The sequence below is a fragment of the Streptomyces sp. JH34 genome, from assembly GCF_029428875.1.
Taxonomy (GTDB): Bacteria; Actinomycetota; Actinomycetes; order Streptomycetales; family Streptomycetaceae; genus Streptomyces.
Genome location: NZ_JAJSOO010000001.1, coordinates 6,470,113 through 6,493,521 on the forward strand (window position 1 = coordinate 6,470,113; position 23,409 = coordinate 6,493,521).

The 23,409-nt window shown below is 71.4% G+C and carries 23 protein-coding genes; 10 read left to right on the forward strand and 13 right to left on the reverse strand.

Annotation, left to right across the window (positions count from 1 at the left end):
* Positions 1–3 precede the first annotated feature (3 nt).
* Positions 4–588 carry an Rv1733c family protein gene (locus LWJ43_RS29140; RefSeq protein ID WP_277335154.1) on the forward strand — a complete coding sequence of 195 codons (585 nt, stop codon included), beginning with the start codon at positions 4–6 and terminating at the stop codon, positions 586–588.
* Positions 589–648: 60 nt separating this feature from the next.
* Positions 649–1,278, forward strand: coding sequence for a CBS domain-containing protein (locus tag LWJ43_RS29145; protein WP_277335155.1), 630 nt, complete (start codon positions 649–651; stop codon positions 1,276–1,278).
* A gap of 125 nt (positions 1,279–1,403) precedes the next feature.
* Here the strand turns inward: LWJ43_RS29145 and LWJ43_RS29150 are convergent, their stop codons facing one another.
* Positions 1,404–2,270 (reverse strand): universal stress protein, encoded by an 867-nt coding sequence (locus LWJ43_RS29150; protein ID WP_277335156.1) that lies wholly within the window; start codon positions 2,268–2,270, stop codon positions 1,404–1,406.
* 239 nt (positions 2,271–2,509) lie between these two features.
* Here LWJ43_RS29150 and LWJ43_RS29155 point away from each other — a divergent pair, with 239 nt between their 5' ends.
* The 3 genes from LWJ43_RS29155 (at position 2,510) to LWJ43_RS29165 (ending at position 5,967) form a co-directional block, all read left to right on the forward strand.
* Positions 2,510–3,940, forward strand: coding sequence for a nicotinate phosphoribosyltransferase (locus LWJ43_RS29155; protein WP_277335157.1), 1,431 nt, complete (start codon positions 2,510–2,512; stop codon positions 3,938–3,940).
* A gap of 81 nt (positions 3,941–4,021) precedes the next feature.
* Positions 4,022–4,948, forward strand: a complete 927-nt coding sequence (locus tag LWJ43_RS29160) for a universal stress protein (protein WP_277335158.1) — start codon at positions 4,022–4,024, stop codon at positions 4,946–4,948.
* 29 nt (positions 4,949–4,977) lie between these two features.
* Positions 4,978–5,967 (forward strand): Acg family FMN-binding oxidoreductase, encoded by a 990-nt coding sequence (locus LWJ43_RS29165; RefSeq protein ID WP_277335159.1) that lies wholly within the window; start codon positions 4,978–4,980, stop codon positions 5,965–5,967.
* Between the two features lie 27 nt (positions 5,968–5,994).
* Here the strand turns inward: LWJ43_RS29165 and LWJ43_RS29170 are convergent, their stop codons facing one another.
* The gene (locus LWJ43_RS29170) at positions 5,995–6,684 is read right to left on the reverse strand and encodes a helix-turn-helix domain-containing protein (RefSeq protein WP_277335160.1); all 690 of its coding nucleotides are present in this window, start codon (positions 6,682–6,684) and stop codon (positions 5,995–5,997) included.
* A gap of 367 nt (positions 6,685–7,051) precedes the next feature.
* Here LWJ43_RS29170 and LWJ43_RS29175 point away from each other — a divergent pair, with 367 nt between their 5' ends.
* On the forward strand, positions 7,052–7,504 hold the full coding sequence (locus LWJ43_RS29175; RefSeq protein WP_277335161.1) for a universal stress protein: 453 nt from the start codon (positions 7,052–7,054) through the stop codon (positions 7,502–7,504).
* 28 nt (positions 7,505–7,532) lie between these two features.
* Here LWJ43_RS29175 and LWJ43_RS29180 read toward each other — a convergent pair whose 3' ends face one another.
* The 3 genes from LWJ43_RS29180 to LWJ43_RS29190 form a co-directional block, all read right to left on the reverse strand.
* Entirely contained in the window at positions 7,533–8,207 is a 675-nt protein-coding gene (locus LWJ43_RS29180; protein ID WP_277335162.1) for a CBS domain-containing protein, read from the reverse strand.
* Positions 8,204–9,121, reverse strand: a complete 918-nt coding sequence (locus tag LWJ43_RS29185) for a universal stress protein (protein WP_277335163.1) — start codon at positions 9,119–9,121, stop codon at positions 8,204–8,206. The genes LWJ43_RS29180 and LWJ43_RS29185 overlap by 4 nt, the downstream gene beginning before the upstream one ends.
* A gap of 115 nt (positions 9,122–9,236) precedes the next feature.
* A complete protein-coding gene (locus LWJ43_RS29190; RefSeq protein WP_277335164.1) occupies positions 9,237–10,946 on the reverse strand; it encodes a sensor histidine kinase in 1,710 nt (569 codons plus the stop codon).
* Between the two features lie 211 nt (positions 10,947–11,157).
* On the opposite strand from LWJ43_RS29190, the gene LWJ43_RS29195 reads away from it, so the two are divergent.
* Positions 11,158–11,853, forward strand: coding sequence for a response regulator (locus LWJ43_RS29195; protein WP_277335165.1), 696 nt, complete (start codon positions 11,158–11,160; stop codon positions 11,851–11,853).
* 75 nt (positions 11,854–11,928) lie between these two features.
* Here LWJ43_RS29195 and LWJ43_RS29200 read toward each other — a convergent pair whose 3' ends face one another.
* Positions 11,929–12,999, reverse strand: a complete 1,071-nt coding sequence (locus tag LWJ43_RS29200) for an alcohol dehydrogenase catalytic domain-containing protein (RefSeq protein WP_277335166.1) — start codon at positions 12,997–12,999, stop codon at positions 11,929–11,931.
* Positions 13,000–13,159: 160 nt separating this feature from the next.
* Between LWJ43_RS29200 and LWJ43_RS29205 the strand changes: the two genes are divergently transcribed.
* Positions 13,160–14,599, forward strand: coding sequence for an MBL fold metallo-hydrolase RNA specificity domain-containing protein (locus LWJ43_RS29205; protein ID WP_277335167.1), 1,440 nt, complete (start codon positions 13,160–13,162; stop codon positions 14,597–14,599).
* Positions 14,600–14,812: 213 nt separating this feature from the next.
* Here the strand turns inward: LWJ43_RS29205 and LWJ43_RS29210 are convergent, their stop codons facing one another.
* From LWJ43_RS29210 to LWJ43_RS29220, 3 genes are all read right to left on the reverse strand, one after another.
* The gene (locus tag LWJ43_RS29210; protein WP_277335168.1) at positions 14,813–15,649 is read right to left on the reverse strand and encodes an SGNH/GDSL hydrolase family protein; all 837 of its coding nucleotides are present in this window, start codon (positions 15,647–15,649) and stop codon (positions 14,813–14,815) included.
* A 149-nt stretch (positions 15,650–15,798) separates the two neighbouring features.
* The gene (locus LWJ43_RS29215) at positions 15,799–16,818 is read right to left on the reverse strand and encodes a hemolysin family protein (protein ID WP_277335169.1); all 1,020 of its coding nucleotides are present in this window, start codon (positions 16,816–16,818) and stop codon (positions 15,799–15,801) included.
* The gene (locus LWJ43_RS29220) at positions 16,815–18,152 is read right to left on the reverse strand and encodes a hemolysin family protein (RefSeq protein WP_277335170.1); all 1,338 of its coding nucleotides are present in this window, start codon (positions 18,150–18,152) and stop codon (positions 16,815–16,817) included. Before LWJ43_RS29220 ends, LWJ43_RS29215 begins: the two co-directional genes overlap by 4 nt.
* 537 nt (positions 18,153–18,689) lie before the next feature.
* Between LWJ43_RS29220 and LWJ43_RS29230 the strand changes: the two genes are divergently transcribed.
* Complete coding sequence (locus LWJ43_RS29230; RefSeq protein WP_014157595.1) at positions 18,690–18,917, forward strand: hypothetical protein; 228 nt, start codon at positions 18,690–18,692, stop codon at positions 18,915–18,917.
* The gene (locus tag LWJ43_RS29235; RefSeq protein ID WP_277335171.1) at positions 18,914–19,285 is read left to right on the forward strand and encodes a fic family toxin-antitoxin system, toxin component; all 372 of its coding nucleotides are present in this window, start codon (positions 18,914–18,916) and stop codon (positions 19,283–19,285) included. The genes LWJ43_RS29230 and LWJ43_RS29235 overlap by 4 nt, the downstream gene beginning before the upstream one ends.
* 9 nt (positions 19,286–19,294) lie before the next feature.
* Here the strand turns inward: LWJ43_RS29235 and LWJ43_RS29240 are convergent, their stop codons facing one another.
* From LWJ43_RS29240 to bioB, 4 genes are all read right to left on the reverse strand, one after another.
* Entirely contained in the window at positions 19,295–19,990 is a 696-nt protein-coding gene (locus LWJ43_RS29240) for a class I SAM-dependent methyltransferase (protein WP_277335172.1), read from the reverse strand.
* A 96-nt stretch (positions 19,991–20,086) separates the two neighbouring features.
* Positions 20,087–20,776 (reverse strand): dethiobiotin synthase, encoded by a 690-nt coding sequence (gene bioD, locus LWJ43_RS29245; protein WP_277335173.1) that lies wholly within the window; start codon positions 20,774–20,776, stop codon positions 20,087–20,089.
* A gap of 1 nt (position 20,777) precedes the next feature.
* The gene (locus tag LWJ43_RS29250) at positions 20,778–22,082 is read right to left on the reverse strand and encodes an adenosylmethionine--8-amino-7-oxononanoate transaminase (protein ID WP_277335174.1); all 1,305 of its coding nucleotides are present in this window, start codon (positions 22,080–22,082) and stop codon (positions 20,778–20,780) included.
* Positions 22,075–23,292, reverse strand: coding sequence for a biotin synthase BioB (gene bioB / locus LWJ43_RS29255; protein WP_277335175.1), 1,218 nt, complete (start codon positions 23,290–23,292; stop codon positions 22,075–22,077). The genes LWJ43_RS29250 and bioB overlap by 8 nt, the downstream gene beginning before the upstream one ends.
* Between the last annotated feature and the right edge of the window lie 117 nt (positions 23,293–23,409).

Sequence of the window (23,409 nt, forward strand, 5' to 3'; positions counted from 1 at the left end):
CCGATGCGCACAGGGAACTGGGACAGCGCCGGGCGCAGTCGTGCTCTGAAGCGCGGCGTCGACATCGTCGAGGCACGGCTGCTCGTCCTCCTGTGCGCCGTGGTCGTCGGGTGCGCCTCCGTCTTCGGAGTGATCGACGCGATGGCGGCGCTCCACCACGAACAGTCCGTGGTCGAGCAGCAGCGTGCCACGCGCCATGCCGTCAGAGCGGAGATCCTGCGGGATGCCGCCAAGTCCTCGCCGTGGACGGACGAATCGGGCCGTTCGGAACTGGTGCCGGTGCCCGTGCGCTGGACCGGGACCGGCGGCGCCGCCGTCACGGCGGACGCACAGGTGGTCCCCGGTGCGAAACGTGGGGAGCGCGTGGATGTCTGGCTGGACCGGACGGGCCGTGTCACGTCAGCACCCTCCGATGGCCAGGACGTGTATGCGGCGGCCCTGGTGGGAGGGCTGGGCAGTGCGGCGGTCGCGGTCGGTGCCGGCGCGGTGGCCGGGATCGGCATCCGGATCGTCTGCAATCGCCGCCGTGCAGCGGGCTGGGAGGCGGAGTGGAGCAGAGTGGAACCCGAATGGAGCCGGCGCCCGTGATCGCTTGCCGCAGGCCGGACGTCGCGTCCATGAGCCCGCGTGCGAGAGGAGGAGACCACAATGACCACCTCGCCCCGCGTCGTGAGCGACCTCATGACACATACGGCCATCGCGGTGGGCAGCCAGGCCTCGTACAAGGAGATCGTCCAACTCCTGGACCAGTGGCAGGTCAGCGCGCTGCCTGTCCTGGCCGGTGAGGGACGCGTCATCGGAGTGGTTTCCGAGGCCGACCTGCTGCCCAAGGAGGAGCGGCGTTCCGACGAGGGGACGGCACCCGGTGACACCCCCGCGGACGTCGCCAAGGCCGACGCCGTGCGCGCGGAGGACCTCATGTCGAGTCCGGCGATAACGGTGCACGCGGACGCGCCCCTCGCGGAGGCGGCCAGGATCATGGCGAGACGACGGGTGAAGCGCCTGCCCGTGGTGGACGGCGTCGGCCTGCTGGAAGGGATCATCAGCAGAGGTGATCTCCTCAAGGTCTTCCTGCGTTCGGACGAGGAGATCGGGGCGGAAGCCGCGGACGTCCTCTCCGGTCTCCCCGACACCCTCGGTCTCGAGGCCCGGGTCGTCGACGGAGTCGTCACGCTGGGAGGAGCCCTCCCCGACCGGGCCATGGTGCCGCTCGTCGCCCGCGCCGTACGGGCGATCGAAGGTGTCGTCGACATCCGCCTGGATCTCCGGCAGCCGTGAGGCAACCGCCCCGCAGGAGCCACACGGGCAGCACACGGGCAGCACACGGGCAGCCGTGAAGCAGCCGACGCTCGCCCCCGGCGGGCCGGTCGACGGGCGGCCTTCCCTCGGCGGGGAGAAAGCCGTCAGCTCCCACCCGGTACCGTGACGACGGGGCATTCGGCCCGGTGCAGAAGTCCGTGCGTCACGGACCCGAGTCGCATCCCCGTGTATCCGCCGCGCCCGCGCCTCCCGACCACGACGCCCAAAGCTCCGGCGGAGGCACGGGCGAGCTCCTCCACCGGGTGCCCGCGACGTATCTCCCGCGTACACCTCACGTCCGGACGATCCGCGGACCACTCCGCGACGGTGGCGGCAAGAAGCCGCGCGCACTCCTCCCTGCCGGACTCCTCCCCGGCCGGGGTGAGGGCGGGGCGCTGCCACACCTGTACGGCGTGAACCGGGGCCCGACGCAGGCCCGCCTCTTCGAACGCGAACCGCAGGGCCTGCCGGGAGGACTCGCTGCCGTCGACCCCCACGACGAGACGCGCGGAGAGATCCGCCGTGCTCTCCGGTGCCCGCACGACCACGACGGGGCAGTCGGCATGCGCGCTGAGCGGCGCGGCAACCGAGCGCGTACCCAGGATCTCCGCCGGGGTGCTGAGCCGCCGGGAGCCGACCACGACCATGCGGGCGTGCACCGCGGAGCGCCGGCACAGCACGGCTGCCGGCCGGCCGTCGACGAGTTCCGTGACCACACGGAGCCCGGGGGAGAGGCGGAAGACCGTCTCACCGGCGGATTCCAGCGCTTCCCGGCCCCTGGCCCGCAGCGACGTCAGTCGAGGTGCCGAGCCCATGTGCCGGGTGTCGTGCGGCGGGGGGACGGCGAGCACGAGCCGCAGCGAGAGGTTCCTGCGGTCCCCTTCGTCCGCGGCCCATGCGAGCGTCGGCACCGAGGGATCGAGCGGATCGATACCGACCACGATCTCCCGGCCCGTGCCGGAGCGCGCCATACGTCCTCCTCGGCCACGAGTACCCGCTCCCCACGGTGTCCTCGGCGGTGTAGCCGCGGCAGGGCCACGGCGGCCCGGTCAGGGGACCAAAGGTCCCGGGGGACACGCGGTCGTCCACCTCCTGAGGTGCCCACTCGGCCCTGTACACCTGCCGCTGTCCCGCGGAACGCTTGACACCGAGGATGCGCCTCCGGACCGGGTTCGAACGCCCGTGCCTGTCGACGGGAAGCGGAGAGGCCATGTCGCACGTCACCACCACGGACCTGTACGAAGCGACGATGGCGCTCTCCTATCTGCGCGAGGACATGACCCGACAGGCGACGTTCAGCCTCTTCGTGCGTGATCTGCCCCCTGGCCGCGGCTTCCTGGTCAGCGCGGGGCTGGAGCCCGTCCTCGACTTCCTCGCCGACTTCGAGGTCACGCAGGACGACGCGAGGGACTTCGCCTCAGCTCTCGGACGCGGTCCACGGGACGTGCGACCGCTCGTCGGTCTTCGCTTCGACGGCGAGGTCAGGGCGGTACCCGAAGGGCGCGTCGTCCTTTCCGGAGAGCCGCTGCTCGAGGTCACCGCGCCCTTGCCCCAGGCACAGATGGTGGAGACGTGGCTGCTGAGCCAGGTCAGCCATCAGACGACTGTCGCGTCGAAGGCGGCCCGGTGTGTCCTGGCCGCCGCGGACCATCCCGTGATCGACTTCTCGTTGCGCAGGGGACACGGCCCGGAGGCGGGTATGCAGGCCGCGCGGGTCTGCGCCCTGGTCGGATTCGCCGGCACCAGCAACGTCGCCGGAGCGCTCCGGTGGAGGACACGCGCGTCCGGCACCATGGCCCACTCGTACATCGAGGCGTTCGGGGACGAGGAAGCGGCGTTCCTGGCCTTCGCGCGGAGTGCTCCGGGGCCGGTCACGTTCCTGGTGGACACCTACGACACGGCCGACGGCGTCATGACGGCCGCCCGTGTCCTGAACACCCTGCGGCGGGGCGACGGTTGCGCGGTCCGTCTCGACAGCGGGGACCTGGCAGACCTCGCCCGCCGGTCGCGCGCCCTCCTCGACCGATCAGGCCTCCCCGACGTCGCCGTCATCGCGAGCGGCGGCCTCGACGAATACCGCATCGACCACCTCGTGCGATCCGACGCCCCCATCGACGTGTACGCGGTCGGCACCAAGGTCGGGACCTCGTCCGACGCTCCGTACCTGGACTCGGCCTACAAGCTGGTCGAGTACGACGGCGTGCCGGTCATGAAGCTGTCCGCGGCCAAGGTGACCGCGCCGGGACGTAAGCAGATCCTGCGCGCGGACGGCCTGGACGACGTGGTCGCGCTGGCCGACGAGGAGGTGCCCGAGGGCCGGGAACCGGTGTTGCGGAAGGTCATGTCGGCGGGGCGCCGCATCGCGGAGCCCGACACCCTGGCCGCGGCGCACCAGCGGTTCCTCAGGGATCTGGCTGCGCTTCCCCGCCGCGCCCGCCGGATCCACGATCCGCAACCGCCTCTTCCCGTCGTCTCCGCGCCGCTGGCGGAGCTCACCTCGCGCGTCCGCCGCCGTCTCGAGGAGGACACCGGACAGCGTCGTGCACGCCGGGCCGGCCGGCTGGACACGGACCTCTCCCACGCACCGTCGGCGGCGGGGCCGGGCGGACCGGTCCACGAACGGTCGCGGAGACGGCAGTGACACGGGAGCGGGTGGGACGGCCCGCTTCCGTCCTGCCGCCCGGAACGACGCCGCGAACCCCTTCGCTACGAGGAGGCCGAAATGCCAGGCAATGTGACAGTGGGGCTGAACGGCTCGCCCGAGAGTCTCGCCGCCGTCAGATGGGCTGCCCAGGAGGCGGTTCTGCGTGAGGTCCCTCTCCGGATCATCCACATCCAGGACTGGCCCGTCCCGCCCGAACACGTGGTGTCGTCCCCCTCCGCCCATGCGGCTCACTCGGAGCCTGGTCGGTCCCCCGGGTACGAGGACCTGCTGGAGCGGGCGGCGACGGAGGCCGAACAGGCACACCCCGGTCTGAGCGTCGGAGCGGAGAACGTGACCGGCGTGGGCCTCGCCTCCAAGGCGCTCCTGGCCGAAGCCGAGACACCTGGAGGCATGGACCTGCTGGTACTGGGGTCGCAGGGACTGAACCGCTTCACGGGCTTCGTCATCGGCACCACCTCACTGCCCGTGGCGGCGTCGTCGCCGTGCCCGGTGGTACTCGTCCGCAGCCGGCGGGCCGACCGCGGGGAGGAGGAGAACCGCTCGGAGAGCCCGGCGGGACAACTGCTCGTCGGCATCGACCTCAGAGGCACGGAGACCGAGGCGCCGGTCCTGGAATTCGCCTTCACGGAAGCGGCCCGACGGAGCAGCAGGCTGCAGATACTGCACGCCTGGTCCTTTCCACCCATGTACGCCTACGCCCAGACCGCCGATCCCGGTCTGGGGAATGAGCTCGCGGGGGAGATCGCACAGAACCTGGAGCGCGTCGTGGAGCCCTGGAAGCGGCGATTCCCCCAGGTCGAGGTGCGGACCGCGGTGGTGGCGGGGGCGCCGGGAGCGGAGCTGGTGTACGCGGCGCCCGATGCCGACCTGGTCATCGTCGGGCGCCGCGCACGGCCGCGTCCGGTCGGTCCCCGGCTCGGGCACGTGGCGCACGCGGTCATCCACCACGCCACGTCGCCGGTCGCCGTGGTCCCGCATCCGTGAATTCGTGAACTGGTCGGGAAGGAACCCGGATGTCGACTCGACAGGCCGATGCCGCGGCGGTGACCGCATGGGTCGGCGACGCGATCATGGCCCCGTCCATGCACAACGCTCAGCCCTGGCAGTTCACGTATGCGCCGGGGACGGGCCGCCTCCTGCTGCACATGGATATGACGCGTTCCATGCCGCACACCGATTCCGACAACCGCGGCATGCACGTCAGCTGCGGTGCGGCGCTCTTCAATCTCAGGGTGGCCGCTGCCCACGCCGGGTGGTCGGCGCATATCCGTCCGCTGCCCGATACGGCTGATCCCCGTCTTCTGGCGAGCGTCGAATTCGTGGAGGCGGCGGACCCCGAGCCCGCTGCCGTCCTGCATCCGGCGATCGGGAGGCGCCGCAGCAGTCGGGAGCCGTTCACGGAGGAGCAGGTTCCCGCCGCGCTGCTCGACGCACTCAGCGGTGCGGCGAGATCGGAGGGGGCGAGTCTGTCGGTCCTCGGCGCCTGGCAGGTGGAAGCGGTACTCGATGTGGTGGAGGAGGCCGAACAGGACGAGCAGCTGTCCCCCGAGGCCCGTGCGGAGATCGCGCGTTGGACGGGGGCCGGAGTCCGAGGACCCGAGGGGATCCCCGTCCACGCCTTCGGGCCACGCCGCCACGGTGGCCGGGCGCCGGTGCGGGACTTCTCGGTCGGGCGGCCTGTACCGGAACGACGGTCCGCGGTCTTCGAGCACGCACCGTGCCTAGCGGTGCTGGGGACGGCTCAGGACCGCCCGGCGGACTGGCTCCTTGCCGGGCAGGCGCTGGAGCGGGTGCTCCTGCAGGCGACAGCGGACGGACTCTCGACGTCGCTCAACTCGCAGGCTCTCGAACACTCCGAACTGCGCTGGCTGTTGAGGGACCCGCATTCCGGGGCGACCGCTTCGTTCCCCCAGATGCTGCTCCGCCTGGGATACGGCCCCATGGTCCCGCCCACGCCTCGCCGGGACGTGGGCGACGTCCTGGACATCGATGAAGAGGGGTGACCGGGCGACGCACCGAGACCGACGGCGCTACGGAGCGCCGGTCTCGATGCGTCGCCCGGTCACCCTGCCGGCTGTCACCACGACCCACAGATCCCTCTCCCCGCCCGCCCAGGGGGCCGTGGTCCCCGCCTCGTTCCGCAGACGCTCGACCTCCTCGGGTTCCGTGACGGTGCCGGCCTCACCGACGACGAGCACACTCCATCCCCGGCTGAAGGCGTCATCGATGTGGTCCACCTCGAACGCGGTCTCCCGCCCGGCGGCGTGAGCGGGGCCCGAGCCCGGAGAGGTCCTGTAGGCGATCCGGTTCTCCGCGGCCACGTAGTTGACCGGGTAGACGGCCGGGCCGTGCTCATCGCTCACGACGACCCGCCCGACCCCTCGGCGGCCGACCAGTCTCCAGCACTCGTCCTGACCGATCTCGACCAGCCGGGGGTGGCCGGCCGCGCTGCCCCCTCCGGGGGGAATGTCGACGGTGCCGCCCGTGAGCTCGTCGACGGTCGTCTCGAGGGCGTGCGCCAGACGCACCACGAATCCGATCCCGTGGCTGCCCGGCTGCGTCTCGACGTACTCGATGTATCCCGGAGCCGACGCGGTGCGGAGGGCGACGTCTCCTCGGGACAGTCCGAGGTATTCACGGCGCGCTGCCACACGCCTGCCGAAGTCGCCCTTCACGGGTGCACCACCGGGGTCGGCGCCACTCCTCGATCGGTCGGTCATGATGCTCACCCTCATCCGTTCGGTACCGACGTCCCGGCGCCCGCCCGGAGGAGGCCGGCCCGGTCCGAGGACCGCGTGGGCCCAGGGCCGCCCGGCGGGCGCTTCGCCGCCGGTGAACCACCCCACCGGCGGCGCCGACCTCCCTGAACCCGGCGACGTCGGACACGGCCCGCTCCCCGGGGGAGGACGCCTTGCTCCAAGCCTCACCCACGTCGACCGCGCGGCAGGAGGGCCGGAAGGGCACCCGCGCGGGCCGGTCGGGCCCTGCGGCCGAAGGCTCAGGCGGGGTCGGGACGTCTCGTGTGGCGCAGCGCCCGGGGCGCGGGCAGTGTGGACGTGCGGGGACCGGACGGATGGTGAGGCGTTCATGGGCAGCGAATCGGAAAACCCACGGGTCGTCGTCGGGGTCGACGGCTCCGGCCCGTCCCAGGAGGCTCTGCGCTGGGCGGCCCAGCACGCCCAGCTCACCGGTGCCGTGGTCGAAGCGGTGTGCGCGTGGGAGACCCCGTCTGAGGCCGGCTGGGCCGGGCCGGCCACGGAGGCCGGTTTCGACCTGGAGGATGCCCGAAGGCGCTTCTCCGAAGGCATCAGAGCCGTGTTCGGCGATGTCAGACCCGCTGTCGTGCACGAGATCCTGGTGCGGGGCGACCCGTCGGAGGTTCTGGTGAAGGCGTCGGAGGGAGCCGACCTGCTGGTGGTCGGCAACCGGGGACGAGGCGGTTTCGCGCGGGCCATGCTGGGCTCCGTCAGCCAGCGGTGCGCTCAGCACGCCGCCTGCCCGGTGGTGGTCGTCAGGCCGAAAGCGGCCGGCCGTTCCTGAGGGCCGAGAACCGAGGACGGGCCACGGTTCACCGGGTGGTTCCCGGCTCGGCGGCGGTCGGGCCGTGGAGATCGCAGCGGACGTCCACCACCCCTTCGACCGCTCTGGCCAGCCGTTCGGCCACCGGTATGAGCGCGGTGTCGCGAACCTCGCCGTCGAGGGTCACACGTCCCCTGGTCACCTCCACGCCGATGTTCCGCCGGGAGACGGGGAAGAGGGGGGCGATCACCTCCTGCCTCACCTCGTCGGCCAGTTCGTCGTCCGTGCGCAGAAAGACCTTGAGTACGTCGATCCGGCTCACGATGCCCTTGAGGACGCCTCGCTCGTCCACGACGGGGAGGCGCTTCACCCGGTGACGGGCCATGAGGCGGGCCGCCTCCGGCAGCGGCGAGTCCGCCACGACCGTCACCGCCGGGGAGGACATGAGGTCCCGTGCCGTCACAGCCCCCGCCTTGGCGTGGTCCGCGAGGCGCTTCCCCTGCCCGATCATGGTCGCGTCCTCGTCCCGCAGCTCCTCCTTGAGCATCAGGTCCGCCTCGGAGATCACGCCCACGACCCGTCCCTCTCCCTCGAGGACGGGCACGGCCGTGACCTGCCACTGGTTCATGGCCTCCACGATCTCCTTGAAGCGCGCGTCCAGACCGACCGCGACGACCGTCTGGGTCATGACGTCCTTCACACGGTGAGGCGTCCGGGCAGTCATGGCGCCGTCCCTCCCGAGGACTCCGGAGGGCCGCTGCGGGGAACCACGGCCACGGGGCAGGCCGCGTGGTGCAGCGCGGTGTGTGCGACGCGGCCCAACTGCATACCGACGCGGCTCTCCCGGCGCCGGGCGCCCACGACCAGGAGGTCCGCGACCGCGGCACGTTCCAGGAGAACCTTGTGAGCGGGCCCCTCCGTGGTCACCCGTCGCACCCGCACGTCCGGATGATCCTGCTCCGCCGTGGCCAGGGCCTCGTCGAGCACGGCGGAGGCCCGCTCCTCGTGGTAGAGCGCGGGGTCGCCGGTCATCAGCGGGTGGTCGGACGTCTCGTGCGAGGGACAGCGCCAGGCGCGGACCACGTCGAGACCGCACCGACGCAGTTCCGCCTCGGTGAAGGCGAACCGGACCGCCGTCGGGTCGGGCGGGTCGGCGTCCCCGACACCGAGCGCGATCCGTCCGTGCGCCGCCTCCAGACCCGCTTTGTCACCACGCACCACGAAGGCCGGACACCGGGCCCGGGAGGCGACGGCGAGGCTCACCGATCCCAGCAGCAGGCCGGCGATCCCGCCCCTTCCCCGGCTCCCGACCACGAGCGCCAAGGCATCCTCGCCCTCCCTCAGCAGTGCGCTCACCGCCTCCTCCTGCGGCACGTCGGTCGTGACCTGCAGATCCGGCGCCCCACGGCGGACCCGCTCCGCCGTCGAACCGACGATGTTCTCTGCCATCACCCGGCCGTCGGGGCGCGACAGACGGGTCCCCAGGGCGGCCCCCTCGTAACGCTGCCACAGGGAGGCGTACACCAGACGCAGGGGCGCTCCGTGCAGCACCGCCTCGTTCGCCGCCCAGTCCACGGCGCGGAGGCTGGACTCGCTTCCGTCCACACCGGCAACCACAGGAGACCGCATCGTCCTCACACACCCTTTCCCCGCATACCTTTCGCCTACAGCCACGGTCCCACCGGGGCCGCGCCCCGCCCCAGGGCCAAGCGGGTCCTCCGCGGGCCCGGGCGGCCCAGGGCAGGACGTGCCGTCAGACGCTCTCCGCCGACGGAGCCGACCACGTCAGCCGTGTCCCACCCCCCGGAGGAGTGCTGATCCTCAGTTCGCCGCCGGCCATCCGCGCCCGGTCACGCATGTTCCGGATCCCGCTGAACCGCGCGTTCGCGGGTATACCGACCCCGTCGTCGGTGAGCGTGAGAGTCGTGCGGTCGGCCGTGACGGTCAGATGCACATCGACCGCTGTGGCACGCGCGTAGCGGGAGGCGTTGCTGAGTGCCTCCACGAGGACCGCCACCACGTGATCCGCCAGAGCCACCGGGACACGGCTCTCCACGAGCCCCTCGACCCGGAGGGCCGGTGCGAAGCCCAAGGGGCCGGTGGCCGCCTCCACCGCCTGTGCGACCCTGCTCCGTAGTCCTTGCCGCAGCACGCTGTCCTGCTGGGAACGCAGGCCGAAGATGGTCGACCGGATGATCTTGATCGTCGTGTCGAGGTCGTCCACCGCCCGGCGAAGCCGCTGCTCCGCCTGCGGATGGGTCACGAAGCGGAGTGCGCCCTGGAGGGTCATGCCGGTGGCGAACAACCGTTGGATCGCCAGGTCGTGGAGATCCCTGGCTATGCGGTCGCGGTCCTCCAGAAGGGCCAGCTGCACCGCGTCCTTGCGCCGTTCCGCCAGTTCCATGGCCAGTGACGCCTGCCGGGTGAATGTCTTCAGGGACGCGAACGCGTCCGCGGAGAACGCGCTGGACCTTCTGCTCCGGGCGAGTAGGAGGACGCCGCGTGGATCGGTGGTGCCGGAACCGAGAGGCACGGCCATCGCGGGCCCGAATCCGGCCCACCTCGCGGAGTCCGCTCCGCTCCGGGGATCGTGTTCGATGTCGAGCGAAACCGCTGCCGCCGCTTCCGCGAACGCCCTCCCCAGGTACTCCTCGCGCAAGGGCACGAACTCACCGTGGTACCGGTCGGAATCCGCGCCCGCCGCCAGGGCTATGCGCAGTCTGTCGGCCCCCTCCACGGGAACCGCGATCAGTCCGAGGTCCGCTGCCACGTTCTTGTGCGCGTGGTCGAGGATCAGGGCCATCACCTCGGCCCGCGGGGAGCCGGACAGCAGGCTGTTCGTCACTTCCGAACCCGAGGCCAGCCAGCGCTCCCGGAGGCAGGACCGTTCGAAGAGCCGCGAGTTCTCGATGGCCACGCCCGCAGCGACGGCCAGGGTCATGAGGACCGCTTCGTCCTCCTCGTCGAAGTCGGCGGTTCCGCGCTTCTCGGTGAGGTACAGATTGCCGAAGACCTGGCCACGCACCCGGACCGGAACTCCGAGGAAGGAGTGCATGGGCGGGTGGTTCGGGGGAAAACCGCGGAACGCCGGATGCTCGGACAACTCGTGAAGCCGCAGGGGCTCCGGATGACGGACGAGCTCGCCCAGCAGACCGTGCCCGGTAGGCAGGGCTCCGATGGCGGCCCACGTCTCGTCGTCCACACCCACCGGAATGAACTCCGAGAGCATCCGGTCCTCACCGATGACGCCCAGAGCCCCGTACTCGGCGTCCACGAGGAAGACGGCCGCCTCGACGATGCGGCGCAGCACCTGCTGCACCTCCAGCTCACGTCCGACGGACAGCACCGCCTCCAGCAGCGCGTGCACGCGCTTGCGGGACGTACCGGTGGCGTCCACCCGCGCCTGGAGCTGGTCCAGCAGCTCATGCGTCGCGGGATCGACCGCTGACTGGCCTTCGCTCACGACTTCCTCCCGCGGCGGGACAGCGACTGCACACCTCTCACCGTATGGCGCGCCACAACATGGCGCATGCTGATGTCGCCCGGCGGAAAGTGCCAGCTCAGAAGGGTGCACGGCCACTGTCCGAGCCAGGATTTCCCTGCGGGGGGATACTGGGCGTGAACGCGTAGCGCGCCTGGTGACGGGTGCCCGGCAGCGGATGCAGGGGACGAAGATGACTGATGTGCTGGCCGGCACAGTCGGTGAGCGGCCCGTCCGGGTGTTCGTCCTGGACGACCACGAAGTCGTGCGGTACGGCTTGCGTGACCTCCTGGACGCGGAGCCGGACCTGGAGGTGGTGGGCGAGGCGGCGACCGCGGACCAGGCGGTGGCCCGCGGCCCCGCGTTGCGACCGGACGTAGCGGTGCTCGACGTCCGGCTGCCCGACGGCGACGGAATCACCGTGTGCAGGGAACTGCGCTCCCGACTGCCCGGTCTCGCCTGCCTGATGCTGACGTCGTTCGACGACGAGGACGCCTTGCTCGACTCCATCATGGCCGGGGCGGCGGGCTATGTGCTCAAGGAGGTCAAGGGAACCGACCTGGTCGCGGCCGTCCGGACCGTGGCGACCGGACAGTCCATGCTGGACCCGGCCACCACCACCCGGCTCATGCGGTCGTTGCGTGTTCCGGCGTCGACGCGTTCCGAGGGGGACGAACGGCTCTCCGGGTTGTCCGACCGGGAGAAGGCCGTCCTCGAGCTGATCGGCGAGGGCCTCACCAACCGGCAGATCAGCAAAAGGCTCTATCTCTCGGAGAAGACGGTGAAGAACCACATCTCGCGCCTGCTCTCCAAGCTCGGTGTCGAGCGCCGCGTGCAGGCCGCCGTCATCGCCACGAAGGCGCACGACCAGGAAGAAAGGGACGGCTGAGGCCCGAGCGGCTTCCGCCCCCGTCGCGTCGTCGAGCGGGTTCGGCATCACCCACCGCGCACCGGCCGAGGGCGCCTACCCGGCCGGCGCGACCTCGTCGTGTGTGGGCGGCCCCAGCACCACCTTCAGCGCACCGGTGTCGGCGGCCCGGGAGAAGACGTCGTACGCCTCCTCCATACGGGAGGGCGCGAACCGGTGCGTGACCAGCGCGGAAGCCGCGGGCAGCCGTTCGGCCGCCATCATGTCGAGGAGCAGCGGCGTGGAACAGGTGTCGACCAGACCGGTGGTGATGGTCACGTCCCGTGACCACAGGCTCTCCAGGTGCAGCTCCGCGGGTTCGCCGTGGACCCCCACGTTCGCGACGTGGCCGCCCGGCCGGACCATCCGCGTGCACGCTTCGAAGGCCCGGGGGACTCCGACGGCCTCGACCACGACATCCGCCCCGAGGCCGCCGGTGAGGTCGTCGACGAGCTGCTCGGGTGCTTCGGCGGCACTGACGGTGACATCCGCACCCACGGCACGTGCCGCGTCCAGCCGGGATGCCGCGAGGTCGGTCGCGATGATCCGTCCCGGGGTGAAGAGACGGGCTGTGGCGATGGTGGCCAGACCGACCGGCCCCGCGCCCACCACGACGACCGTGTCCCCGGGCCTCACGCGACCACTCAGCACACCCACCTCGTAGGCGGTGGGGAAGATGTCCGCCAGCAGCACCGCGTCCTCGCTGCGCACAGCGCCGGGCAACGGATGGACGGAGAGGTCTGCGAAGGGCACGCGCACGTACTCGGCCTGGGTGCCGTCGATCAGATGACCCAGGATCCAGCCGCCACCCCCGAGACACTGCCCGAACCGGTTCTCCCGGCAGAAGCGGCAGCGTCCGCACGCGGTGATGCAGGAGACCAGCACCCGGTCACCCGGCCGTACACCGCGTACCTCGCTGCCCGTCTCGACCACTTCACCCACCGCCTCGTGCCCGAGGACGGTGCCTGGCTCGACCTCCGGCACGTCTCCCTTGAGGATGTGCAGGTCCGTTCCGCAGATGGTGACGGCCTCCACGCGGATCACCGCGTCAGCCGCGTCCTGGATCCCGGGGTCAGGAACGTCCTGCCAGGACTTCTGCCCCTCGCCGTGGTAAACCATCGCCTTCATGGCCCGCTCCCTCTCTGCCGTCCCCAAGCCAGACTCGCAAAGCGGAAGCCGGAAAGCTTGGGCCGGTCGGCGCCTGACAGGACCCTTCCTGCCCCCTTCCGACGGCCGACCGGGGTGGCAGCATGCAGGAGGGGCCGGGCTACGACGGGAGGAACCGGCAATGGACATCCCCGTTCCGGAGCACGCCGCGCCGGGACACTCCGGTCCACGAGCGTCGTTGCTCACCTTCCTCGGGGGCGTCGGAACCGTGACCGGCAGCCGCTTCCTGGTGGAGAGTGATCACGGACGGATACTCGTGGACTGCGGACTCTTCCAGGGCCAGTCCGATCTGAGACGCAGGAACTGGCACCGCCTGCCGTGCGACGCCGCGGACATCCACGCCGTGGTCCTCACGCACGCACATCTCGATCACTGCGGCTATCTGCCGCGACTCGTCCGCCACGGCTTCCGAGGCCCGGTGCTCGCCACCGAGTACACCCTCGGACTCGCGGAGATCGTACTCCGCGACAGCGCGCGTCTTCAGATCGAGATGTCCCGGCACGCCAACGAACACGGCTGGTCGAAGCACCGTCCGGCCAAACCCCTGTACGACATGACGGACGTCGAGCGCACCCTCCGGTATTTCGACCCCGTCATGCCGGAGTCCGATGTCGAGATCGAGACCGGCACCGTTCTCCGTCTCCACGGCGCCGGCCACATCCTGGGTTCCACCTGGGCCCATCTGACACTCGACGACGGGCACACCCTGGCCACGAGCGGTGATCTGGGCCGTCCGGGTCATCCCCTGCTCCGCCCGGCCCACCCGTTCTCCGGCGCCGACGTGCTCCTGATGGAGTCGACCTACGGCAACAGACGCCACGAGGACGATGCAGGGAAGGCCCGGTTCGCTGACGCTCTGTCACGAACACTCGCACGCGGCGGAACGCTGCTCATCCCCGCCTTCGCGCTGGACCGGACGGAAGTGGTACTGCATGAACTCGCGTCCCTCCGCGCCAGCGGCGTACTCGGCGCCGACGTGCCGGTGTTCGTGGACAGCCCGATGGCACTGGCCGCACTCGACGTCTACCGTGACGCGCTCACGGCCGGAGCTCCGGAGATCCGTGGAACGATCGCCGACCGAGGCCAGGAAGCGATCAGCCCGGAACCCTTCCTGGCCGCTCGCACGGTGCAGGAGTCCATCGCCATCAACGATGTCGACGGGCCCGCGGTGATCGTCTCGTCGGCGGGTATGGCCACCGGCGGACGAGTGCTGCACCATCTGCGCCGCCTGCTGCCTCATCCACGCAACACCGTCGCGATCGTGGGATTCGCCGCCGAGGGAACGCGGGCTCGCGATCTCGTCGACGGTGCCCGGGCCGTCAAGATGTTCGGCGAGTACATACCCGTCCGTGCCGAGATCCTCGACGCACCGCACTTCTCGGCCCACGCGGACGCCGGCCAGATCATCCACTGGCTCTCGGAGGCGCCGGCTGCTCCGCACACCACCTATCTGGTGCACGGAGAGGCGGACGCCGCCGCGGAACTGCGGGACCGGATCGACCGTGAACTGGGCTGGAACGCCGTGGTCCCCCGGCCGGGGGAGGCCGTCCTGGTGCGTTGACGCAGACGTCGTCTGCCGACGCCTGCGGCCGGTGGTGCCGCCGCCGGGGAGGTCCGCCGCGTCCCGGACCAGTGCGGAGACCGCTGAACGATGGAGGGCGAAGACGGGTGGCTCCCGGGTGGCGAGAGGTGGCTGCCCCGGGGTGACAGCCAGAAGGATCAGCACCAGGCCGACCGGAGCGGCACCGGCCCAGCTCAGGGTGAGGAGCGGCGGTCAGGCGTCGAAGCGGCGCCAGCCCGCCACCGGACCGGGGACGGTCCCGTCCTCGGGGGTGATCCAGAACGCCTTCCCGAGTCCCGCGTCGAACTGCGCGCCGGCCCGGCCGTCGCCGGACGAGCGCCCGGTCAGGCGCCGCCCGATCCAGGGCATCAGATGCTGCCGGGCGAACCGGACGTCATCGATCCTGCGCTGTGCCCACCGGACGGGCACGGACGCGGGCATCGGGGTCCGCCAGTCGCTCTCCGCCGGCAGGCCCAGAGCCTGCCAGACCGCCTCGGCGACCCTGCGATGGCCCTCGGCCGTGAGGTGGAGCCGGTCGACGTCCCACATGCGTGGATCACCGAGCGACGGTGCGCCGTACAGATCCGCCACCACGGCGCCATGGCGTTCGGCCAGGTCACCGACCAGCGAGAACAGCTCCTCCATGCGCGGGCGGAAGCGCTCCATCACCGGCCCGTTCCGGCCGGGGCTTCGCATCAGCACCAAGGTCTTGCACGACGGCGCGAGGACCTCCACCGCCTCCTCCAGCCGACCGCGGACCATGCCCATGTCGCACTTCGGCCGCAGTGTGTCGTTGAGCCCGCCGACGAGTGTGATCACGTCGGGCCGCAGCGACGCGGCGACCGCGACCTGCTCGTCCACGATCTGACCGATGAGCTTGCCCCGGACGGCGAGATTGGCGTACCGGAATCCCGGGGTGCGGGCCGCGAGGCGGCCGGCGAGGACGTCGGCCCAGCCGCGGTAGGAGCCATCGGGCAGCAGGTCCGACATGCCCTCGGTGAACGAGTCGCCGACCGCGACAAGACTGGTGTAGGAGGCATTCATTTCCATGGCGCTGCCGATCGTACCGCGACAGCGGCGCACGGCCGGGCCCGCAGCAGGTTCGGCACAAGGATCCGGAGCCGAGGGCGGTCCGGCCGGACGTGAGGAAGGGGCACGGCCGCAGCCGCACCCCTCCCTCCCCGCAGCGCCGGACGGCGTCAGCGGGCCTGGTGCCTGCCCACCAGCTCGCGCAGCACGTCCTCCATCGTGATCATGCCCGCCAGCCTGCCGTCCTCGTCGAGTACGGCCGCCAGATGCGTCCGGCTGCGCCGCAGCGCGGTCAGTACGTCGTCCAGCGGTGTCGCCGCACGCACCCGGGCGATCGGCCGCAGCGCCGTCACCGGGAACGGCACGTCGCGCGGCGTGGCGTCCAGGGCGTCCTTCACGTGCAGGTACCCGATGATGCGCTGCTCGCTGTCCATCACCGGGAAGCGCGAGAAGCCGGACTCGTGCGAGAGCCGCTCCAACTCCTCAGGGGTCGTGCCGACCCTGGTGTACAGCACCCGGTCGACCGGAAGGAGCACGTCCCGGACCGGACGCCGCCCCAGCTCCAGGGCATGGCGCAGACGGTCCGCCGAGCGGTCGTCGACCAGACCGGAGTCCTCGGCGTCCTTGACGAGGCGCGCCAGTTCGTCGTCGGAGAAGGTGGCGGACACCTCGTCCTTGGTCTCCACCCGCAACAGCTTCAGCAGGGTGTTCGCGAAGGCGTTGATCGCGAAGATCACCGGCTTCAGCGCCCTGGCGAGGGTCACCAGGGGCGGCCCGAGCAACAGGGCGGTGCGCGCGGGCTCGGCGAGTGCGATGTTCTTCGGCACCATCTCGCCGAGCAGCATGTGCAGATACGTCGCCACGGTCAGCGCGATCACGAACGAGATCGGGTGCACGAGCCCGTGCGGCACCCCCACCGCGTCGAAGACGGGCTCCAGCAGATGGGCGATGGCGGGTTCGGCGACGATGCCCAGCACCAGGGTGCAGAGGGTGATGCCGAGCTGCGCCGCCGCGAGGAGCGCCGACACGTGCTCGAGTCCCCAGATGACGCTGCGGGCCCGCCGGTCCCCGGCTTCGGCCGCCGGCTCGATCTGGCTGCGGCGCACGGAGATCAGCGCGAACTCCGCGCCGACGAAGAAGGCGTTGACCACCAGGGTCAGAAGGCCGATGAAGAGCTGGACGGCGGTCATCGTACGTCCTCCGCCGGCTCGTCGTCACCGGGCAGGGGCGCGTGCAGGAGGGCACGCGCGGCGCGGTGCCCCGAGGCGTCCACCACGTCGATCCGCCAGCCCGTGAGCTCGACGGTGTCGCCGACCACCGGAATGCGGCCGACCTCCGTGGCGATCAGTCCGGCCAGTGTCTCGTACGGGCCGTCCGGCACCCGCAGCCCGATGGTGCGGAGCTGGTCGGTGCGGGCCGCCCCGTCGGCGGACCACAGGGTGCGTCCGTCCGCGTCCTCGCCCGCGGCCGCCAGGTCGGGGGTCTCGTGCGGGTCGTGCTCGTCCCGTACCTCGCCGACGACTTCCTCCACGATGTCCTCCAGCGTCACGACGCCCGCCGTGCCGCCGTACTCGTCGATGACGACGGCCATGGCCAGCTTTCCGGAGAGGCGGTCCAGCAGACGGTCCACGGTGAGGGTCTCCGGCACGAGCAGCGGTTCGCGGAGCATGTCCGACACCCGCTTGCGGGGCCGCTGCTCCGCGGGAACGGCCAGTACGTCCTTGATGTGCGCGACGCCCACGACCGTGTCCAGGCTGCCCCGGTACACGGGGAACCGGGAGAGCCCGGTCGCCCGTGTGGCGTTCGCGACGTCCTCGGCGGTCGCCTGCACCTCGAGGGCGGTGACCTGGACGCGGGGGGTCATCACGTTCTCCGCTGTCAGTTCGGACAGGTTGAGGGTGCGTACGAAGAGCTCGGCGGTGTCCGCCTCGAGCGCGCCCTCCTTCGCGGAGTGGCGCGCCAGGGCCACCAGCTCCTGCGGGCTGCGTGCCGAGGCCAGCTCCTCCGCCGGCTCCAGGCCGAAGCGCCGCACGATCCGGTTGGCGGTGTTGTTGAGGTGACTGATGAAGGGCCGGAAGACCGCCGTGAACGCGCGCTGCGGGGTGGCGACCGCCCGGGCCACGGCCAGCGGGGAGGAGATCGCCCAGTTCTTCGGGACGAGCTCACCGACCACCATCAGGACCACCGTGGACAGCGCGGTACCGATGACGAGAGCCAGCGAGGAGGACACACCGGGCGACAGCCCGGTCGCCTCCACCGGCCCCTGGATGAGCTTGGAGATGGACGGCTCGGAGAGCATGCCCACGACCAGGTTGGTGACGGTGATGCCGAGCTGCGCGCCGGAGAGCTGGTAGGTGAGGCTGCGTACGGCCTTGAGGGCTCCCGACGCGCCGCGGTCACCACGCTCGGCGGACTCCTCGAGCTCGCCGCGCTCCACCGTGGTGAGAGAGAACTCGGCCGCCACGAAGACTCCGCAGACGAGGGAGAGCAGCAGCGCCACGAGGAGCAGGAGCACTTCGGTCATCGGTTCACCTCCGTCCCATGATCGGGCAGAGGGAGAAGGATCGCGCGGTGTCGGCGGTGTCGACTACTGGGGGGCTCGCCCATGGGCGGACGCTCACACCTTTCGAATGGGTCGGACGGTCGGGGATCCATAGTAAAGGATCGGCAAAAAACCCTGTCCGGCGTGCGGTTTGCTGCTGTTGGCAGTTCTCTGGCGGTCATGGCCCGGTTCGGAGAAGCCTGACCCGTCGCCGCCAGTGGTCCTCGCGATGGTAGCCAGCCGAGCGCCATGCGTGTCGCGCCTGCGCGTCGGTCGGGGCGCACGGCCCGCCGGCGCACGGAGCGCCGCCGGCCGTCGAAGCCGGCCATGACCGTCCCGGCGATCCGGCCGCCGCGCTCCCTCGGGCCCGTGCCCCGGCGAGCCGTGTGTTCGGCCGGACCTGCGCGAGGTCAGTCAGCGTCCTGATCAGCCCGAGGGCCCAGGGGCGGGACGACCGCTTCCCCGTGCCTGCCTCCGTTCCCCTTGCGGGTGCTAGCACGCGCGCGCTAGCGTGATGGCGTGCCCAAGACGCAGCTGAACGTTCGAGTGGACGAGGCCACCGCCGAGGCAGCGCGGCAGCGTGCCCTGCAGCGGGGGATGAGCGTGAACCGCTACATAGAGGAACTCGTCAAACAGGATGCCGGCGAGGTGGGACACACCTTCGTCGAGGCCGCGGCCGACTTCATGAAGCAGTACGAGTCGGTGTTCGCCGAGGAGTTCGGCCCGGAGCGCGAAGGCACCCGTTGAACCTGCGGATCGACCTCTCCTGGCTGCTCATGGTCGCCGAGCACAAGACGCCCGGTGACCCACAGGTCGTCGACTGGGGCGCGCTCGTCGCAGCCGTCAGCCGGCACGAGGCGGAGATCTTCGGCAGCCCCGTCTACAGCGATCCGCACTCCCGGGCGGCCGCCCTGCTGCAGCTGCTCCTCCACGTGCCCGCGCTCGAGCACTCCAACGCGATGTTCGCCTCCGCCGTCGCCTACGGCTATCTCGTCGCGTCCGGCCTGAAGGTCATCACCTCTCCCGAGCAGGTCCGCGATCTGGCCCGGCTGGTGAAGGAGGGCAAGGCCGATGTCCGGGCCATCGCCGACGAGCTGCGCCGCTGGAGCCTGTGACCGGGCCCTTCAGACCGCCCCGGCCGAGCGGTCCACCACGGCGGACCGGCGGGCCACGCCGATCACGCACGGGGAACTCGGCAGCCGCACGCCCTTCTCCGGGATACGGAACCGTCGGTACGTCCCCAGCTCGAAGCCGGCCGCCTCGATGGCCGCGACCGTGTCCCGTGCCGTGTGGCAGCCCCCGAAGAGCAGCGGCCAGACCGTGCGGTCCACGGCGCGTTGCGTCTTCGCCAGCGCCCCTCCGGGTGCCACGGTGTGCTCGAAGAAGCGAAGCTCACCGCCCGGCCTCAGCACACGCTTGATCTCCGCCAGCGCCCGCGGCAGGTCCCGCACGGAGCACAGGACCAACGAGGCCACCGCCGCGTCGAACGCCTCGCTCTTGACCGGCAGCGCCTCGGCCGTCCCGGGCACCACGTCGACCGGAACCTCCGCGTGCCGCGCCGCACCGGCCGCCAGCCGTCGCAGACCGCGCTCGGGTTCGATCGCCACGACTTCGGAGACGGCCCCCGGGTAATGCGCGAAATTGAGGCCGTTTCCCGCGCCGATCTCGATGACACGGCCGGAAAGCCCGGCGAGGAGTTCACCGCGACGGCTCGCCAGCCCTCCCTTGAGGTCGGCGGTCACGCTCAGCCGGGCGTAGAAACGGGCGAATACCGGGTGGTGCACCGCGTCCCGGGGGACGGATGTGCTGCGCCGTCGCATGATCGGCCTCCTGGGAAGGCGCGTGAATACCGCTCTCCTTCGATTCTTCCCCGTACGGGCCCGCGGACTCCTCGCGGCACGGGCCCGTACGGCCCCCTATCCGGCGGGACGGCCCCCGCCGAGTTCGGGTGCCAGCCAACTCCTGGCCCGTGCGCGGAAGTCGGCCGGTTCGAGTGCCCCGGCCCCGGCCGGCACCGCGCCGAGCAGCGGGACGCCCGCCGCGACCGGAAGGTCGTCGATGTTGCACCGCGCGGCCAGATCCGGCTCGGCCGGCATGCTGCCCACCACGACCCCGGGACAGGAGAGCCCCCGTGCCCGCAGGGCTTCCGTCGTCAGCGCGGTGGCGTTGAGGGTTCCGAGGCCCGCGGGCGCCACCACCAGCACGGGTGCCTCCACCAGCCGTGCGGCGTCCGCGAGCGTGGCCCCCTCCTCGTCGTAGCGCACGAGCAGCCCGCCCGCACCCTCGACCAGCACGAGGTCGTGCTCCGTCGTCAACTTCTGGGCGGCCTCGGCGATCTCGTACGGGCGTACGGGGGCGAGGCCGGCTCGGCGTGCCGCGGTCTCGGGCGCCAACGGCTCGGGGAAACGCGCCAGTTCGACCGCCGTGACGTGCGCGCCCGCGAGGCGCGCCACCTCGGCCGCGTCCCCCGGTTCGCCCGGGGCGAGCCCCGTCTGGGCCGGCTTGAGCACCGCGACCCGGAGGTCCCGGAACGCCGCCGCCACCGCCGCGGTCACGATCGTCTTGCCGATCTCGGTGCCCGTACCGGTCACCACGAGGATCGTCATCTCAGCCCTCCTTCGCCGCGGCGCACACGGCCCGGCAGATCCGTGCCACGTCGTCGTCGCCGGTCACATAGGGCGGCATCGTGTACACGAGATCGCGGAACGGGCGCAGCCACACGCCCTCGCGGACCGCGGCCCGCGTGGCGGCGGCCATGTCCACCTCGTGATCGAGCTGCACCACCCCGATGGCACCCAGCACCCGGACATCGCGTACGCCCGGAACGCCGGCGGCCTCCGCCAGGCCCCGTCGCAGTCCCGCGCCGATCCGCTTCACCTCCAGCTCCCAGTCCTGGCCCAGCAGGAGGTCCACGGACGCGCAGGCGACCGCAGAGGCGAGCGGGTTGCCCATGAACGTCGGCCCGTGCGCCAGCACCGGCACGTCGCCGCTCGAAATGCCCTCCGCCACCCGCGAGGTGCACAGCGTCGCCGCCAGCGTCAGATAGCCGCCGGTCAGCGCCTTGCCGACGCACATGACATCCGGTGACACCCCGGCGTGCCCGGCCGCGAACAACTGCCCGGTCCGGCCGAACCCCGTCGCGATCTCGTCGAACACCAGCAGCACGTCGTGCTCGTCGCACGCCTCACGAAGCACCCGCAGATACGTCGGGGAGTGGAAGCGCATCCCGCCCGCCCCCTGCACCACGGGCTCCACGATCACCGCCGCCAGCTCGTCGGCGTGGGCGGCCACCAGCTCGCGCAGATGCCTCACGTAGGCGTCGTCGGGTTCGGCGTCGAAGCCGTCCGGAGGCGCGTCCGCGAAGACCTGCCGGGGGAGCGAGCCCGACCACAGCTCGTGCATCCCGCCCTCGGGGTCGCACACCGACATGGGCTGCCAGGTGTCCCCGTGGTACCCGCCGCGCCATGTCATCAGCCGGCGTTTGGCGGGCCGCCCCGCCGAACGCCAGTACTGCAGGCACATCTTCACCGCGACCTCGACGGAGACCGACCCCGAATCGGCGAGGAAGACGTGCTGGAGGGGCTCCGGTGTGATCTCCACCAGCCGTGTCGCCAGCCGGACGGCGGGCTCGTGCGTGAGCCCGCCGAACATCACATGACTCATCCGGTCCAGCTGGCCGCGTGCGGCCTCGTTGAGCACCGGGTGGTTGTAGCCGTGGACCGCCGACCACCAGGACGACATGCCGTCCACCAATTCGATCCGGCCGTGGGCGGGTTCGGCGAGCCGGAGACGTACCCCGGACGCCGACTCCACGACCAGCGGCTCCTGCCGGCCCGGCATGGGGCCGTAGGGGTGCCAGACGTGAGCCCGGTCCAGGGCACGGAGTTCCGACGGGCGGAGCTGATCAGGCATTGGGCGCGAGGTCCGTCCCGGCGCCACGGCGGCGGACCGCCACCAGGTCGGTGCGCGCCGCCAGGGCCTCCGAAGGTTCCGGAACGGCAGGCGCCCCTGCGTTCTCGCCGCACGGACCGCAGCCACCGCCGTGCGAACCGCACCCGCCGCCCTCATGAGCACCCGGTGCGCCGCCCTCGTGCGAGCCGCAGCCGGCGGCCGCGGGGGCGCGGTGCCCGGGCAAGGTCGTGGTGTCGGCGCCCTCCACCTCGAAACCGGCGTCCGCGATCATGTCGAGGTCGGTCTGACCGGACTGGCCCTCACTGGTCAGATAGTCACCCAGGAAGATGGAGTTGACCAGGTTCAGGGCGAGCGGCTGCATCGAACGCAGATGGACCTCGCGACCGCCCGCGAGCCGCACCTCGACGTCCGGGCAGACGAACCTGACCATCGCCAGGATGCGCAGGCACCGCTGCGGCGTCAGGTGCCAGTCCTTCGCGAGCGGTGTCCCCTCCATGGGGATCAGGAAGTTCACCGGCACCGAGTCGGGATCCAGCTCACGCAGCGAGAAGACGACGTCCACCAGGTCGGCGTCCGTCTCGCCCATGCCGGCGATCAGACCCGAACACGCCGACAGCCCGGCGGCCTGGGCCTGCTGGACGGTGTCCACCCGGTCGGCGTACGTGTGCGTGGTCGTGATGTCCCCGTACGTCCCCTCCGAGGTGTTGAGGTTGTGGTTGTACGCGTCAGCCCCCGCCGACCTCAGCCGGTCGGCCTGGCCCTCCGACAACAGGCCGAGGCAGGCACACACCTCGACGCCCTCGTGCTGCTCCTTGATGGCCTCGATCGTCTGCGACACCCGGTCGACGTCGCGGTCGGTCGGTCCCCGGCCACTGGCCACCAGGCACACCCGCTTGGCGCCGCCGGCCACCCCCGCGGCAGCGGCCTTCCGCGCCTCGTCCGGCTTCAGCCAGGTGTACTTGAGGATCTCGGCCTTGGAGCCGAGACGCTGCGAGCAGTACGAGCAGTCCTCCGGGCAGAGCCCGGACTTCAGGTTCACCAGGTAGTTGAGTTTGACGCGCCGGCCGAACCACTGGCGGCGCACCTTTCCGGCGGCGGCCACCACGTCGAGCAGTTCGTCGTCGGAGGTCGCCAGTACGGCGAGCGCTTCGTCCCGGGTCGGCAGTTCGCGCCGCAGCCCCTTGTCCACCAGCGTGTTCAGCAGGTCCATGGCCCTGATCCTGACGTACGGCACCGCCATCGGCCAAGGAGGAACCGGACAGTACGTCCGGTCGATGCTGTGTGTATTGCCACACCCTGGCCGGTTGCGCACTTGGCTAAGGTCTGT